The organism is Streptomyces sp. NPDC048290, assembly GCF_040652095.1.
Taxonomy (GTDB): domain Bacteria; phylum Actinomycetota; class Actinomycetes; order Streptomycetales; family Streptomycetaceae; genus Streptomyces.
Window position 1 is genome coordinate 270,255 of record NZ_JBEZLM010000012.1, and the last position, 14,351, is coordinate 284,605.

10 protein-coding genes are annotated in these 14,351 nt (G+C 70.7%); all 10 read right to left on the bottom strand.

Annotation, left to right across the window (positions count from 1 at the left end; translation table 11 throughout):
- Position 1 precedes the first annotated feature (1 nt).
- Positions 2–1,936 (bottom strand): TIGR03960 family B12-binding radical SAM protein, encoded by a 1,935-nt coding sequence (locus AB0D49_RS22605; protein WP_362760100.1) that lies wholly within the window; start codon positions 1,934–1,936, stop codon positions 2–4.
- 481 nt (positions 1,937–2,417) lie between these two features.
- Complete coding sequence (locus AB0D49_RS22610) at positions 2,418–3,932, bottom strand: CYTH and CHAD domain-containing protein (protein WP_362760103.1); 1,515 nt, start codon at positions 3,930–3,932, stop codon at positions 2,418–2,420.
- 177 nt (positions 3,933–4,109) lie between these two features.
- Positions 4,110–5,309, bottom strand: coding sequence for a rod shape-determining protein RodA (gene rodA, locus AB0D49_RS22615; RefSeq protein ID WP_362760106.1), 1,200 nt, complete (start codon positions 5,307–5,309; stop codon positions 4,110–4,112).
- On the bottom strand, positions 5,306–7,753 hold the full coding sequence (mrdA, locus tag AB0D49_RS22620; RefSeq protein WP_362760109.1) for a penicillin-binding protein 2: 2,448 nt from the start codon (positions 7,751–7,753) through the stop codon (positions 5,306–5,308). Before mrdA ends, rodA begins: the two co-directional genes overlap by 4 nt.
- Before the next feature lie 218 nt (positions 7,754–7,971).
- Positions 7,972–8,652, bottom strand: a complete 681-nt coding sequence (gene mreD, locus AB0D49_RS22625; protein WP_362760112.1) for a rod shape-determining protein MreD — start codon at positions 8,650–8,652, stop codon at positions 7,972–7,974.
- Positions 8,653–8,665: 13 nt separating this feature from the next.
- Complete coding sequence (mreC, locus tag AB0D49_RS22630; RefSeq protein ID WP_362760115.1) at positions 8,666–9,811, bottom strand: rod shape-determining protein MreC; 1,146 nt, start codon at positions 9,809–9,811, stop codon at positions 8,666–8,668.
- A 341-nt stretch (positions 9,812–10,152) separates the two neighbouring features.
- On the bottom strand, positions 10,153–11,172 hold the full coding sequence (locus AB0D49_RS22635) for a rod shape-determining protein (protein ID WP_004931372.1): 1,020 nt from the start codon (positions 11,170–11,172) through the stop codon (positions 10,153–10,155).
- Between the two features lie 518 nt (positions 11,173–11,690).
- A complete protein-coding gene (gene ndk / locus AB0D49_RS22640) occupies positions 11,691–12,104 on the bottom strand; it encodes a nucleoside-diphosphate kinase (protein WP_362760118.1) in 414 nt (137 codons plus the stop codon).
- Positions 12,105–12,176: 72 nt separating this feature from the next.
- Entirely contained in the window at positions 12,177–12,554 is a 378-nt protein-coding gene (locus AB0D49_RS22645; RefSeq protein ID WP_362760121.1) for a DUF4233 domain-containing protein, read from the bottom strand.
- 11 nt (positions 12,555–12,565) lie between these two features.
- Positions 12,566–14,056, bottom strand: a complete 1,491-nt coding sequence (locus AB0D49_RS22650) for a folylpolyglutamate synthase/dihydrofolate synthase family protein (RefSeq protein WP_362760124.1) — start codon at positions 14,054–14,056, stop codon at positions 12,566–12,568.
- Positions 14,057–14,351: the final 295 nt, after the last annotated feature.

A 14,351-nucleotide genomic window follows, 5' to 3' on the forward strand; every position in this document is an offset into this window, starting at 1 on the left:
GTCAGCCCCCGCCGTTGACCACGCTCAGCGGCAACAGCTTCTTGCCGGTGGGGCCGACCTGGATGGAGGTGTCCAGGGCGGGGCACACCCCACAGTCGAAGCACGGCGTCCAGCGGCAGTCCTCGACCTCCGTCTCGTCGAGGGCGTCCTGCCAGTCCTCCCAGAGCCAGTCCTTGTCGAGGCCGGAGTCCAGGTGGTCCCAGGGGAGGACCTCCTCGTAGGAGCGCTCGCGGGTGGTGTACCAGTCGACGTCCACGCCGAAGGGGGCCAGCGCCTTGTCCGCGCAGTGCATCCAGCGGTCGTAGGAGAAGTGCTCGCGCCAGCCGTCGAAGCGTCCGCCGTCCTCGTACACCGCGCGGATCGCCGCGCCGAGGCGGCGGTCGCCACGGGACAGCAGGCCCTCGACGATGCCGGGCTTGCCGTCGTGGTAGCGGAAGCCGATGGCCCGGCCGTACTTCTTGTCGCCGCGGATCTTGTCGCGGAGCTTCTCCAGCCGGGCGTCGGTCTCCTCGGCGGAGAGCTGGGGCGCCCACTGGAACGGGGTGTGCGGCTTGGGGACGAAACCGCCGATCGAGACCGTGCAGCGGATGTCGCCGGAGCCGGAGACCTCACGGCCCTTGGCGATCACGTTCATGGCCATGTCGGCGATCTGGAGGACGTCGTCGTCGGTCTCGGTGGGCAGGCCGCACATGAAGTACAGCTTCACCTGGCGCCAGCCGTTGCCGTAGGCGGTGGCGACCGTGCGGATCAGGTCCTCCTCGGAGACCATCTTGTTGATGACCTTGCGCATCCGCTCGGAGCCGCCCTCGGGGGCGAAGGTGAGTCCGGAGCGGCGGCCGTTGCGGGTCAGCTCGTTGGCCAGGTCGACGTTGAAGGCGTCCACCCGGGTCGACGGCAGGGACAGACCGATCTTGTCCTTCTCGTAGCGGTCCGCGAGGCCCTTGGCGACCTCGCCGATCTCGCTGTGGTCGGCGGAGGACAGGGACAGCAGGCCGACCTCCTCGAAGCCGGTCGCCTTCAGGCCCTTGTCGACCATCTCGCCGATCCCGGTGATCGACCGCTCCCGCACCGGGCGGGTGATCATGCCCGCCTGGCAGAACCGGCAGCCGCGCGTACAGCCACGGAAGATCTCCACCGACATCCGCTCATGGACGGTCTCCGCGAGCGGTACGAGGGGCTGCTTGGGGTAGGGCCACTCGTCCAGGTCCATCACCGTGTGCTTGGAGATCCGCCACGGCACACCGGAACGATTCGGCACGACCCGGCCGATCCGTCCGTCCGGCAGATACTCCACGTCGTAGAAGCGCGGGATGTAGACGCCGCCGGTCTTCGCCAGGCGCAGCAGCACCTCGTCCCGGCCACCGGGGCGGCCCTCCGCCTTCCAGGCGCGGATGATCCTCGTCATGTCGAGGACGGCCTGCTCGCCGTCGCCGATGACGGCCGCGTCGATGAACTCGGCGATCGGCTCCGGGTTGAACGCGGCATGACCGCCCGCCAGCACGATCGGGTCGTCGACCGTGCGGTCCGCCGCCGCCAGCGGGATGTCCGCCAGGTCCAGCGCGGTCAGCAGATTGGTGTAGCCCAGCTCGGTGGAGAAGGACACACCGAGCACGTCGAACGCCTTCACCGGGCGGTGCCCGTCCACCGTGAACTGCGGTACCCCGTGCTCCCGCATCAGCGCCTCCAGGTCCGGCCACACGCTGTACGTGCGCTCGGCGAGGACGCCCTCCTGCTCGTTCAGCACCTCGTAGAGGATCATGACGCCCTGGTTGGGCAGCCCCACCTCGTAGGCGTCCGGGTACATGAGCGACCAGCGCACATCGCAGGAGTCCCAGTCCTTCACGGTGGAGTTCAGCTCTCCACCGACGTACTGGATCGGCTTCTGCACATGCGGGAGCAGGGCTTCGAGCTGCGGGAAAACCGACTCGGCAGACATCGCGGGACTTTCGTGAGCTGACGGGGGGCACCCCGGCCGGAGGCTGGGGGAAGAGTGACCATCCAGCCTAGCGCGGGCTGAGCCGCGCTCCGCACGCCGTGGGGAGGGGCGAGGGGTCCCCGGGGGCGAGGGGTCCCCGGGGACGGTCCGGGGACCGGGGACGGGAGGGGATTGGGGGCGGGAGGGGATTGGGGGCGATGCCGGCGGTACGGAGACGGGGGCGGGGCGGACCCCGGACGAAGCGGGAGCGGTACGGGGACGGGACGGGGCGGGGCGGACTGCGGACGAAGCAGGAGCGGTACGGGGACGGGGCGGGGCCGACCGCGGACGATCCAGGGGCGGTACGGAGACGGCGGTCGGAGCGGACCGGAAGCGCCCGCCCGTAGCGCCGCCCGCTCCCATCCCCTCAGCCCCGGTCCCCTCAGACCCCGTCCCTTCAGCCCCCGTCGCTTCAGACCCCGTCCCCTCAACCCCCGTCCCCTCAGACCGGAACCTCCGCGCGGATCGGTGCCCACACCCCCGGCAGCTCCCGTTCCACGTCCGCCGCCCGCCGCTCCTCGCGGCCGTACAGCAGGCCGTAGGTGAAGGCGCTCTCCCCGGCGGAGTGCGCCTGCTGGGCCAGGTCCCGCAGGGCCTCGCGGGTCATCACACTGTCCTGGTGGTCGCCCAGCAGGCTCTGCACGGACTTCATCGACTTCACCAGCCCGCCCGCCGGGTCGCCGAGCGCCGGGACCGCCGCCTCCGCCGCGTACCGCGCCCGCTTGGCCTTCTTGCGGGCCTCGTGCAGCGCGAAGTCCCGGTCGTGGCCGGGCGGCAGCTCCAGCGCCTGTTCCACCAGCACGGCCAGCTTGTCGAAGTCCTTGCGCACGGCCCGGGAGATCACCTTCGCCGGGTCCCCCGCGGCGGGCTTCAGCAGCGGCGGCTCGGCCAGCAGCGCGTCCAGCGCGCCGAGAAGGGCCAGATACCGCCGCCCGTCCAGGACGGCGATCAGCCGGCGCCGGGAGCCGCCGCGCCGGGCGTGCGACCAGGTGCGCAGCCGGGTGCGGACCGGGCCCGCGGTCAGGGTGCGCGGCAGCGCCCCGAGGGCGTCGGTGAGCCGCTCGGTCAGCACCTCCTGGTCACGGTCCACGCCCAGCTCCCCGGCGAGCCACTTCAGCTCCTCGCCGATCGGGTCGGTCACCGCCCGGTCCAGCAGCTTCCCGTACGACTTGAAGGCGCTGCGTGTCCGGCGGGTCGCCACCCGCATCCGGTGCACCGAGTCGTACACGTCCCGGCGTACGGCCGGGTCCAGCGCGACGATCGTGTCCCGCTGCTCGCGCAGATAGGCCAGCACATGGTCCCCGGCGGTGACCGGCGGCGCGGGCCGGGTGGCCGCCCGCCGGTGCTTGCGGGCCTTCTTCGGCGCGGTCTCGGTGAGCGCCCGCGCCAGCTTGGACGGCGACTTCGACGGCCGCACGCCCGCCTTGCGCAGCCGCTTGTCCACCTTGTCCAGCACGGCGGGGTCCGCCCCGTCGGCCAGCTCCACCTCGATCTCGGTCCACTGCGCCCGGCCGCCGTCCCCGGTCAGCCGCTCCGCCGTCACGGCGTCCACGCTGACCTCCGCGAGCAGCCGCCCCTTGCCGTCCGTCAGCTCCCGCACGTCCCGCGCCGACCGCAGCCGCACCACCGGGAGCAGGTCGGTGTCCCGGACCCGGGACCGCACCAGGGCCGCGATCTCCCGGGGCAGGGTGTCGGACAGGGGCGCCTGGATCTCGTCCCGCACGCCGGGGGCGACCGGGAACTTCAGATGCCAGCCCGCGTCCGAGCCGCCCGTACGGCGGCGCAGGGTGATGGCGGCCCCCGCGAGGCGTTCGTCGGCGGTGTCGTAGTAGGTGGCGTCCAGCTGGGCGACGCCCTTGTCGACGACCGCCGCCACCCCGGCCACGCCGGTCAGATCCGGCAGGCCACTCTCGTCGGATTCGTATTTGCGCTCGATTTCACGCTTCGTCTCCGCCATGAACCGACCCTAATGGCAGGCGCGCCGCGATGGCAGAGTGCACGCCCGGTGAACCAGAGGGAAACGTCACGCAAGGGCACAGTCAAGTCACTCCTGGCCACCGGCGTCCCGTCACCCCGGTCACCTCCGTCACTCCACCCCCGCCACCGACGTCCCGCGGCGCGTCCGACGCCGGTTTCACGCCGACATCGGACGCTGCACTCTGATCGACTGCAACAGCCCCACCGCCACCCACACGGCGAACATCGACGACCCTCCGTAGGACACGAACGGCAGTGGCAGACCCGTCACCGGCATGATGCCGAGGGTCATCCCGATGTTCTCGAACGCCTGGAACGCGAACCACGCCACGATCCCGGCCGCGACGATCGTCCCGTACAGCTCCGTCGTCTCGCGGGCGATCCGGCAGGCCCGCCAGAGCAGCACGCCGATCAGCACGATGATCAGTCCGGCGCCGAGGAAGCCCAGCTCCTCCCCCGCCACCGTGAACACGAAGTCGGTCTGCTGCTCGGGCACGAACTGCCCGGTGGTCTGCGAGCCCTCGAACAGGCCCGACCCGGTCAGCCCGCCCGAACCGATCGCGATCCGCGCCTGATTGGTGTTGTAGCCGACGCCCGCCGGGTCCAGATCGGGGTTGGCGAACGCTGCGAAGCGGTTGATCTGGTACTCGTCGAGAATCCCCAGCTGCCAGATGGCCAGCGCGCCCGTGGTGCCCGCGCCCAGCAGGCCGAAGATCCAGCGGTTGGAGGCTCCGGACGCCAGCAGCACTCCCAGCACGATGATGACCATGACCATCACCGAACCGAGGTCCGGCATCAGCATCACGATCAGCATCGGCACCGTCGCCAGGCCCAGCGCCTGGAGCACGGTGCGGTGGTCGGGGTAGGGCTTGTCGCCCGCGTCCACCCTGGCCGCGAGCAGCATCGCCATGCCCAGGATGATCGTGACCTTCACGAACTCCGAGGGCTGGAGCGAGAAGCCGCCGCCGACCTGGATCCAGGAGTGCGCCCCGTTGACCGTCGAGCCGAGCGGGGTGAGCACCAGCAGGATCAGCAGGACCGACGCCCCGTAGAGGATCGGCACCGCCGTGCGCAGGGTGCGGTGGCCGAGCCAGACCGTGCCGATCATCAGGGCCAGGCCGATGCCGGTGTTCAGCAGATGCCGGAACAGGAAGTAGTACGGGTCGCCCTGGTTCAGCTCGGTGCGGTTGCGGGTCGCGGAGTAGACCAGCAGGGAGCCGATCAGGGACAGCGCGAGCGCCGACAGCAGTATCGGCCAGTCGAGCCGCCGGGCCAGCGAGTCCCGGGCCAGCAGCCGGGTCCATCCGGCCCGCTCCGGCCCGTACCCGGACACCTGGAAGCTGTTCGCCCCGGTCATGCGTCCGCCGCCTTCCGGCCGTCCTGCACCGCGGCCACCAGCGCGCGCCGCACCCCGGCGGCCCTTCCGAGCCGCCTGCGCCCACCGCCGGACGTCTCCCGCCCGGGTCCGGCTCCGGGTCCAGCTCCTGGTCCAGATCCGAGTGCAGCTCCAGGTCCCGGCGCCGGGCCGGGTCCGCCCCTCGGGTCGCCGCAGCGCGGTCCGCCGCCCCAGGGACCCCCGCCCCGGCGCCGGCGGGTCCGCCGGTTGTCCGCCTCCGGCGACTGCGTGGTGCCCGCCGGGATCTGACCGCCCTCGACCGGCTCCTCCTGGGCCGTCTGGAACGCCTGCTGCTCCTTCGCCGGGTCCTTGGCGATCTTCGGCGAGGTGATCGTGCCGTCCGTACGCACCTTGGGCAGGGACACCTGGGGCGTCGGCAGCAGCGCGTTCTTCTTGGTGATCACGCCGTCGTCGGAGACGCCGTACAGGGCGTCGTATATGTTGCGCACGGCCGGGCCGGAGGCTCCGGAGCCCGTACCACCCTGGGAGATCGTCATCACGATCGCGTAGTCGTCGGTGTAGGTGGCGAACCACGAGGTGGTCTGCTTGCCGTAGACCTCCGCCGTGCCCGTCTTGGCGTGCATCGGGATCTCGTCCTGCGGCCAGCCGCCGAACCGCCAGGCCGCCGTGCCGCGCGTGGCCACGCCCTCCAGGGCCTCGTCCATCTGGTCCAGGGTGTTCTTGGTGACCGGCAGCTTGCCGTGCGACTCGGGCTTGATCTCGGTGACCTGCTTGCCGTCGGCGCTGATCACGGCCTTGCCGACGGTCGGGTTGTAGAGCGTGCCGCCGTTGGAGATGGCGGCGTAGATGGTGGCCATCTGGATCGGGGTCACCAGCGTGTCGCCCTGGCCGATGGAGTAGTTGATCTCGTCACCGGCGCGCATCTTGTTGCCTTCGAGGCAGTTCTCGTAGGCGATCATCTCGACGTACGAGCCGTCCTTCTTGCCGGTCTTGCACCAGGCGTCCTTGTTGGCCTTCCAGTAGTCCTGCTTCCACTGGCGGTCCGGGACCCGGCCGGTGACCTCGTTGGGCAGGTCGATGCCGGTCTCCTTGCCGAGGCCGAACTGATGGGCCGCCTTGTAGAAGTAGTCGTTCGGCTTGCCCTTGGGGTCGATGCCGCCGTCCTTCTGCCACTCGCTGTGCGCCAGGGAGTAGTAGACGGTGTCGCAGGAGACCTCCAGGGCGCGGCCGAGGTCGATCGGGCCGTGGTTCTGCGACTCGAAGTTCTTGAAGACCTGGCCGCCGACCGAGTACGAGCTGGAGCAGTTGTACCGGCCGTCGAAGTCGTAGCCCGCCTGGACCGCGGCGGCCGTGGAGACCACCTTGAAGATGGAGCCGGGGGCCGCCTGACCCTGTATGGCCCGGTTGAGCAGCGGGTAGTTGGAGGACTTGCCGGTGAGCGCCCCGTAGTCCTTGGCGGAGATGCCGCCCACCCAGGCGTTGGGGTCGTAGGTCGGGTTGGACGCCATGGCGACGACCCGGCCGGTCTTGGCCTCCATCACCACGACCGCGCCCGCGTCGGCCTCGTAGGTGCGCTGGGTGTTGCGGTCCCAGTCCTTGCGGGCCTTCTTCATCGCCTCGTTCAGCTCGAACTCCGCGACCCGCTGGACCCGGGCGTCGATGCTGGTGACCAGGTTGGCGCCGGGCTGGGCCGGGTCTGCGTCGGCCTCGCCGATGACCCGGCCCAGGTTGTCCACCTCGTAGCGGGTGACGCCCGCCTTGCCGCGCAGCTCCGCGTCGTACTCCCGCTCCAGGCCGGAGCGGCCGACCTGGTCGGAGCGGAGATACGGGGAGTCGGTGTCCTTCGCCTTCTGCAACTCGTCGTCGGTGACCGGGGAGAGGTAGCCGAGGACCTGGGCGGTGTTGGCCTGGCCCGGGGCCGCGTAACGCCGGACGGCCTGGGGTTCGGCGGTGATGCCGGGGAAGTCCTCGGCACGCTCCCGGATCTGGAGGGCCTGGCGCGGGGTGGCCTCGTCGGTGATCGGGATCGGCTGGTACGGCGAGCCGTTCCAGCAGGGCTGGGGGGTCTCGGCGTCGCACAGCCGGACCTTCTCCTTGACCTCCTTGGGCGGCAACCCGAGGACACCGGCCAGCTTGGCGAGCACCGAGTCGCCGTCGTCGGGCATCTTCAGCAGCTCGGTGCGGGAGGCGGAGACCACCAGCCGGGTCTCGTTGTCCGCGAGGGGGACTCCGCGCGCGTCCAGGATCGAGCCGCGGACGGCGGGGTCGACTACCTGCTGCACATGGTTGCCGGAGGCTTCCTTGGCGTACTCCGCGCCTTCGCGGATCTGGAGGTACCAGAGCCGGCCGCCGAGCGTGCCGAGCAGGGAGAGGACGAGGATCTGGATGACGACGAGCCGGATCTGGACCCGTGGGGTCCGGCCGGTCTCGGGGATGTTGGTCACTGCGGCTGCCTCCCCCTCTCAGGACGTGTGCGGATGCGTGAGCGTGAGCGTGAGCGTGCGGCGGGTACGCGGACGCGCGGACGGGTACGGGGTCACCTGCGCGTACGGCCGTACGGCCGATGCGTGCGCCCGTGCGTGTGTGTGTACGAGTGAGGAACGAGCGGCCGACGGGCCCGGGTTCCGCCCCGGCTCCCCCGTTCGGGTGAACTGCCCTGCGGTCACAGCCGCTTGACCCCCTTGATCCGACCGGCACGGGCCACCCGGGCGCGCGCCGCCTTCACCTTCAGACCGCCGATGCCGCCCCGCTGGTTGCCGATCCGCAGCCCCGTGCCGGAGGAGAGCCAGCCGGAGGAGATGTCAGCGCTCTTCGCGGCGGCGGAGGACTCGGCCAGTGGGTCGTTCTCCGCGCGCCGGGCCAGCGCCATGACCGCGGGGACCACGAACGGGGCGAGCAGCAGGTCGTACAGGGCGGCGGTGAACAGCAGGCTGGGCAGCCCGACATGGCGGGCGGCGGTGTCGCCGACCAGGGCGCCCACGCCCGCGTACAGCAGGGTCGTCCCGACCGCGGCGGCCACGACCACCACCATCGGGGCGGTGGCCGACTTCAGCCGTCCGTTCTCCGGCTTGACCAGTCCGGCCAGATAGCCGATCACGCAGAGCACCAGCGCGTAGCGCCCGGCCGCGTGATCGGCGGGCGGGGCGAGATCGGCGAGGAGCCCGGCGCCGAAGCCGACCAGGGCGCCGCCGACATGGCCGTAGACCAGGGCGAGGCCGAGGACGGTCAGCAGCAGCAGATCGGGCACCGCGCCCGGCAGATGCAGCCGGGCCAGGACGCTGACCTGGATGACCAGGGCGACGACGACCAGGGTGGTGGAGAGCAAGATCCTGTTGAAGCGCATGAGTTCGGCTCCCCTACTGCCCTTGCGGGTCTCGCTGGTTCATGGCCCCTGGCAGGTCCAGGGCGTTCGGCAGTTCCCGGCCGCCCTGCTCCTCCAGGCCGTCCTGCCCGTCCTGCCCGGCCTGTCCGTCCTGTCCGTCCTGGGCGCCGGGCGTCTCCCTGGCGGCGGGCGTCTCCTGGGCGCCGGGTCGCTGCTCCCGGCCGCCCTGCAACCGCTCGCCGCCGACCTGCTCCTCCAGCAGCTCGCCGTCCGCGCCCGGCGTCACGGTCACCGTGACGGTCGGGGTGGGCTTGGCCTTGGGCCGGGCCGGCAGCACGGCGTCGCGCGGGTCCTTCTTCGGCGCCTCGACGACCACGCCGACGATGTCGAGCTTGCTGAAGCCGACGTACGGCGTCACATACAGCGTGCGGGTCAGATCGCCGCCCGACGGGTCGACACGCGAGACCACACCGACCGGCACACCCGGCACGAACGGCTTGTCGGCCTCGGAGCCGAAGGTCACCAGCCGGTCGCCCTTCTTGATCTCGGCCTTGCCGTTGAGCAGCTCGACCCGCAGCGGGCGGTCGCCCTGGCCGGAGGCGAAGCCCAGTTCGTCGTTGCCCTCCATCCGGGTGCCGACGGTGAAGTCGGGGTCGTTGGCGAGCAGCACGGTCGAGGTGTGCGGGCCGACGGTGGTGACCCGGCCGACCAGTCCGTCGCCGTTGAGGACCGTCATGTCCCGCTTGATGCCGTCGTCGGCGCCGATGTCGATGGTGATGGTCCAGGAGAAGCCCTGGGCCGCTCCTATGGCGATGACTTCGGCGCCCTTGATGCCGTACTGGCCCGCGCCCGCGAGTTTCAGCATCGAGTCGAGCTGGGCGAGCCGGCTCCGGCCGCGGTCCTCGCTGCCGATCTGCGCCTTGAGGGCGGCGTTCTCCCGCTCCAGCTCGGAGAGCCGGTCGTGGCGCTCACCGGAGTCGCGGATCGCGGCGATCGCGTTGCCCACCGGGTCGACCGCGGAGGCCACCCCGTTCTCGATCGGGCCGAAGACCGTCGCCGCGGCCTGCCGGGCTCCGTCGACGGGTGAGTCCTCACCGCCGCGGATGTCCACCGTGATCAGTGCGAACGCGATGGCGACCAGCAGTACCAGGAGCAGCCGGCTCTCTCGTGTGTCCCTCACGTGCGGCGGCCGTGCCCTTCCTCATAGGAATTCTCGGGTGGGTGGTGCGGTATCCCCGTACACCGGATACCGGATACCGCCGTCCGGCCGATTCACCGATACGGCGATGGTGACTCGCCGACCGGATAGGAAGCGGATACGTGACGGAGGTGCGGCGGACGCGAACGGGATACGCGCGAGGCGAAACGGGGGCGAAACAGGGTGCGATGCGGAAGCGAAGCGGGGGCGATGCGGAAGCGATGCCGATACGAAACGGATAGGTGTAGGGAGCTTATGCCTCTTAATCAACGATCCGCCGCACGAGAGGGGATCGTCTCGTACGGCGGAATCGAAGAGTTATGTCATCTGCGCGGCTGGGCGTCCAGCACCTGCTGGAGCGCCTCGAACTCCTCGACGCACTTTCCGGAGCCGAGCGCCACGCTGTCGAGCGGGTCCTCGGCGATGTGGATCGGCATTCCGGTCTCCCGGCGCAGCCGTTCGTCGAGTCCGCGCAGCAGGGCTCCGCCGCCGGTGAGAACGATTCCGCGGTCCATGATGTCGCCGGACAGCTCGGGCGGGCATTTGTCGAGCGTGGTCTTCACCGCGTCCACGATCGCGTTGACCGGTTCCTCGATCGCCTTGCGCACTTCGGCGGCGGAGATGACGACCGTCTTGGGCAGCCCGGACACCAGGTCCCGGCCGCGGATCTCGGTGTGCTCGTCGGCGTCGAGGTCGTACGCCGAACCGATCGTGATCTTGATCTGTTCGGCTGTGCGCTCACCCAGCAGAAGGGAGTACTCCTTCTTGATGTGCTGGATGATCGCGTTGTCCAGCTCGTCGCCCGCGACGCGGATGGACTGCGCGGTGACGATACCGCCGAGCGAGATGACCGCGACCTCCGTCGTGCCGCCGCCGATGTCCACCACCATGTTGCCCGTGGCCTCGTGGACCGGCAGGCCGGAGCCGATGGCGGCGGCCATGGGCTCCTCGATGATGTGCACCTGGCGGGCGCCGGCCTGGGACGACGCCTCGATGACGGCACGGCGCTCGACGCCCGTGATGCCGGACGGCACACAGACGACGACTCGCGGCCGGGCGAGATACCGCCGCTTGTGAATCTTCAGGATGAAGTAGCGGAGCATCCGCTCGGTGATCTCGAAGTCGGCGATGACGCCGTCCTTCAGCGGGCGCACCGCCACGATGTTGCCCGGGGTGCGCCCGATCATCTTCTTCGCTTCGGCGCCGACCGCGAGAATTCCACCGGTGTTGGTGTTGATCGCGACGACGGACGGCTCGTTGAGTACGATCCCGCGACCCCTGACGTACACCAGCGTGTTGGCGGTCCCGAGGTCGACAGCCATGTCACGGCCGATGAACGACATTGAGTTCCCCATCAGGATTCGTCTGGCCTTCCCACGGAGCTTTTGAGGGCTTTTCAGGTAGGCGAGGTGGGTGCGGTGACGTGAACGCTTCCATCGTAGACGCGCCTGCACGAACACCGCGCGAGGGTCTTCGCCATTGTCAGCAGATGGCGAACCGCCTCGCTTGTGGAGACGGTCCATCGGGGGCATCCGTTCCCCCGATCGCCACGCATATGCCAAAGGGCGGCCGAAAACGCCCGGCCGCCCCACCGTACTCGGCAGTCCTCATCGGTCACTCGTCGTGATCCGATTGACATCCCGTCAGGAACGTCCACCAAAACTCCCCCGAGTGGCCCGCGGGCGTTCCTGGGCCGAACGGGTCATGAACGGGGGCGCGGGGATCAGCCGCGGGCTCAACACTGAGGCGGATCAGCCCCGGGCTCAACACTGAGGCGGATCAGCCGCAGGCTCAAGGCTGAAGCGGATCAGCCCGGGGCTCAGGACTGAGGCGGATCAGCCGCGGGCTCAAGACTCGGAGTTCAGCCGCGCCCCGGGAAGAAGATCTTCACCTCGCGCTCCGCGGACTCCTCCGAGTCGGACGCGTGGATCAGGTTCTCCCGCACGATCACCCCGAAGTCACCCCGGATGGAGCCGGGCGCCGCGGCGATCGGGTCGGTCGGCCCGGCCAGCGCGCGCACCCCCTCCACCACCCGGTCGCCCTCCACGATCAGCGCCACGACCGGACCGGACGCCATGAACTCCATCAGCGGCTCGTAGAACGGCTTGCCCTGGTGCTCCCCGTAGTGCTGCTCCAGCGTCTCCTGGTCCAGCGTGCGCAGCTCCAGCGCGGTGATCCGCCAGCCGGCCTTGCGCTCGATACGGCTGATGATCTCGCCGGTCAGTCCGCGCCGCACGGCGTCGGGCTTGAGCAGGACGAGGGTGCGCTGGGTCACGGGGGACTCCTTCTTACTACCTGACGGTGTGCGTGCGGTGGGACGAGGCTACAGGGCGTCCCCGGCCCGTCCTCACGCAGCGTCAGGCGAAGGGGAGGCCCCGGCTCCGGCGTCAGGACCGCCCTGCGCCGCGAATCTCGCCTTCGCCTCGTCGATCTTCCGCCCGTAGTGCACCGACGCCCACCACAGTCCGGCGAACATCGCCCCGAGGAAGAACATCAGCGGGACGACGAACCCGGCGAGGATCAGCCCCACCTGGAGCGCCCAGCCGAGCGCGATCCCGCCGGGCCGGGTGACGACCCCGCACAGCATCAGCGACACGAACATGGCGATCCCGCACACCGTCCACACCGTCTGGGTGGACAGGTCGGGGTCCTTCATGGCGACCAGCCCGGCGAAGCCGATGATGAAGATCTCGCCGATCAGGGTCGACGAACAGAGCGTACGCATCTCTTACGGCCTCAGCCCTTCCCCAGCAGCAGCCGGGCCTCTCCCACGGTGATGACGGACCCGGTGACCAGCACACCGCCGCCCGAGAACTCACCTTCCTCCTCGGCCAGCGTGATCGCGGCCTCCAACGCGTCCGGCAGCCGCGGCTCGACCTGCACCCGCTCCTCGCCGAACACCTCCACCGCGACGGCCGCCAGCTCGTCGGCGTCCATCGCGCGATGGCTGGAGTTCTGGGTGACGACGATCTCCGCGAAGACCGGTTCCAGCGCCTCCAGCAGCCCCCGCACATTCTTGTCGGCGCTCGTGCCGACCACCCCGATCAGCCGGGTGAACTGGAACGCCTCCCCCACCGTCTCGGCGACCGCCCGCGCGCCCGCCGGGTTGTGCGCCGCGTCCAGTACGACGGTCGGGGAGCGCCGTACGACCTCCAGGCGGCCCGGCGACGCGACCGACGCGAACGCCGTGCGCACGGTGTCCAGGGCCAGGGGCTGGCTGTGCTGGGCGCCGACGCCGAAGAACGCCTCCACCGCGGCGAGCGCCACGGCCGCGTTGTGCGCCTGGTGCGCGCCGTGCAGCGGGAGGTACATCTCGGGGTACTCGCCGCCGAGGCCGCGCAGGGTGACGAGCTGTCCGCCGACGGCGACCTGCCGGGCCACGACCCCGAACTCCAGGCCCTCGCGGGCCACCGTGGCGTCCACCTCGACGGCCTTCTTCAGCAGCACCTGCGCCGCGTCCACCGGCTGCTGGGCCATGATCACGGTGGCGTCCGGCTTGATGATCCCGGACTTCTCCGTGGCGATCTCGCCGGGGGTGGAGCCGAGCCGGTCGGTGTGGTCCAGATCGATCGGCGTCACCACGGCGACATCGCCGTCGATCACATTGGTGGCGTCCCAGGTGCCGCCCATCCCGACCTCGACCACCGCCACATCGACGGGGGCGTCGGCGAACGCGGCGTACGCCATGCCGGTGAGCACCTCGAAGAACGACAGCCGGTACTCCTGGGCGGCGTCGACCATCTCGACGTACGGCTTGATGTCCTGGTACGTCTCGATGAACCGCTCCGCCGTGATCGGGGCGCCGTCGAGGCTGATCCGCTCGGTGATCGACTGCACATGCGGGGACGTGTACCGGCCCGTGCGCAGCTCGAAGGCGCCGAGCAGGGCCTCGATCATGCGGGCGGTGGAGGTCTTGCCGTTGGTCCCGGTGATGTGGATGGACGGGTACGAGCGCTGGGGCTCGCCCAGGACGTCCATCAGCGCGGCGATCCTGGTGACCGAGGGCTCCAGCTTGGTCTCGCCCCAGCGGGTGGCAAGCTCGGCCTCCACCTCGCGCAGCGCCGCGTCGACGGCGGGGTCCTCGGGGCGTGTGGGCACGTCCGTGGCGGGCTGTGCGCCCTGGGTCCGCAGGGTGCGGCTGCCGGCCTCGATGACGGCGAGGTCGGGGTCGCGGTCGGTCTCGGCGCCGACGATGTCGTCGAACGGGTCGCTGTCGCTTTCACTCACGGGGCCAGTCTAAGACGGCGGGGTGAGCGCGGGGTCGGGGGCGGGTACGCCGGGGGGTGCGGTCGGGTGCGGTCGGGTGCGGGTCCGGTGGGGGGCATTCGCGCAGTTCCCCGCGCCCCTAGTAGGCCCCGGCACGGAAAGCCGCGGTTCCTTGCTCCGAACGGCGGCGGGTGCGGGTCCGGTGGGGGCTGATCGCGCAGTTCCCCGCGCCCCAAAAGGCAGGGCGCCGCCGCCCCTGGCACGCCTAGCCACCGCCGATTGCACTGGACGACAGCGAGTGCGGGTCCGGTGGGGG

Coding starts and splice junctions, on each gene's coding strand:
- AB0D49_RS22635 (WP_004931372.1), bottom strand. CDS start 11,172: ATGTCGTTCATCGGCCGTGACATGGCTGTCGACCTCGGGACCGCCAAC.
- AB0D49_RS22645 (WP_362760121.1), bottom strand. CDS start 12,554: ATGCGTACGCTCTGTTCGTCGACCCTGATCGGCGAGATCTTCATCATC.
- AB0D49_RS22610 (WP_362760103.1), bottom strand. CDS start 3,932: ATGGCGGAGACGAAGCGTGAAATCGAGCGCAAATACGAATCCGACGAG.
- mreD (WP_362760112.1), bottom strand. CDS start 8,652: ATGCGCTTCAACAGGATCTTGCTCTCCACCACCCTGGTCGTCGTCGCC.
- AB0D49_RS22605 (WP_362760100.1), bottom strand. CDS start 1,936: ATGTCTGCCGAGTCGGTTTTCCCGCAGCTCGAAGCCCTGCTCCCGCAT.
- rodA (WP_362760106.1), bottom strand. CDS start 5,309: ATGACCGGGGCGAACAGCTTCCAGGTGTCCGGGTACGGGCCGGAGCGG.